General features: G+C 39.3%; 1 protein-coding gene. It reads left to right on the top strand.

Going from position 1 to position 1,774, the window contains the following annotated elements; all coding sequences use genetic code 11:
- Window positions 1-1,093: 1,093 nt before the first annotated feature.
- Window positions 1,094-1,774 (top strand): SulP family inorganic anion transporter (locus tag VLN09_RS05620; RefSeq protein WP_325244491.1); only part of this gene is annotated, 681 nt, incomplete at its 3' end.

Genomic DNA, 1,774 nt, shown 5'->3' with positions numbered 1-1,774 from the left:
GATTGCTCAAGTAAGCTACCACCTAGATTCCGCAGCGCATCAAAATCAAACCCCAATATCAATCAAGCCGCCTAATTATTTCTAAAAACAGCAAGAACCCGTTAAGTTATGACGGCAAAGACCTAGGGCGTATCATCAATTAAGCCAAATGACACAAGAAACCAGATGAATAGCACTTAAGAAATGACAGGCTAACTTGTCATAGCGAGTAGCCATCGCACGGTACTGCTCAATCACCCTGAATTATTAAAGTTGCTGCTATTCATCCTAGAATGCTGGAAGTTGAAATATCCGTTATTTATACAGAAAACTTTTTTGCACCTACTACGTAAACGACTGCTCCTAAGGTGCTGATCAACATGCCAATAAATGAACGGTCAAGATCCATAACTGTTATGCATGTTGCTGACAGTGACCCTGCAAAAATAACCACCCCAATGAAACCGCTAATCCAACCTTGAGTAACGTTCTTCGTGTTTGATGGCATTGTATATTTACTCTATGTTGAATACTTATTTAGAAAAGTGGGGTATAGCACTAATATATTGTTTCCAACTATAAATACAATAAAGCACTGAGGTGCTCATAGACGAGCTTATGATCAATATCTGTCCAAGTTGAAGTCTACGCGATTGACAGCATAGGTCGGTCACGGTCAGAGTGCTGCTTTAGTTATATCTTTATGTTAGAATATATGCCATTAACGAGAGCTACTCTCTAATCATCCTATAAAAGGTATTTCCCTTAAAGATGAATACGCCACCCTAGTTGTATACCTCCTCAATAAATGATTGCATCCTATGCCAATCAACCCCTCATAGAGCGTCTTACGCCTCTTTCTGTGTACACACTGCTTTATTATTTGTAATAATAATCGATGCATTAAGTGACTAAAAAAGCTATTAGAAGAAAATAAATAACAGCGAGTGGTGCTAATAACTCCTAAAAATGGCACCTCACATTTTCTCACCATAACTATTTGATAGGCTTATTGGCCTAGGTGGAAGTGTGTCATAGCACGCTATTTTGTTATTATATTTTCATTACATCGATTATTAGCATCATAAATCAGTGACTAAAAACTGAGTTAAACATGTTAAATACTATCAAAGATCAGTGGCTATCAAACATCAAGGGTGATGTATTAGCCGGTATGGTCGTCGCTTTAGCCCTTATTCCCGAAGCCATTGCCTTTTCCATTATCGCTGGTGTTGACCCGCAAGTGGGACTATATGCCTCTTTTTGTATTGCGGTCGTTATTGCTTTTGTCGGTGGACGTCCAGCGATGATTTCTGCTGCAACGGGTGCTATGGCATTATTAATGGTCACCTTAGTTAAAGACCATGGCTTACAGTATCTGCTGGCAGCAACCGTCCTGACTGGTGTTCTACAAGTTGTCTTTGGTTTCTTGAAACTGGGAAACTTGATGAAGTATGTCTCTCAGTCAGTGATTATCGGCTTTATCAATGCCTTAGCCATTTTGATTTTTATGTCGCAACTTCCTGAATTGATGCCGCAAGCGGGATCAAATCTATGGCATGTCTATGCCTTAGTCGCCTTAGGCTTAATCATCATATATGGCTATCCTTATGTACCAAAAATTGGCAAAATTATCCCTTCGCCATTGGTCTGCATCGTATTAGTGACGATCTTAGCGATTGTATTTGGCGCAGAGGCACGAACCATCAGTGATATGGGTCAATTGCCTGATACTTTACCTATTTTTTTATTACCCAATATTCCTTTGAATGTAGAAACATTGCTGATTATCTTG

Source organism: Psychrobacter sp. (assembly GCF_035469765.1).
Classification (GTDB): Bacteria; Pseudomonadota; Gammaproteobacteria; order Pseudomonadales; family Moraxellaceae; genus Psychrobacter.
Note: the sequence above shows the minus strand (reverse complement) of the source record. Positions and strands in the feature narration are given on the sequence as shown.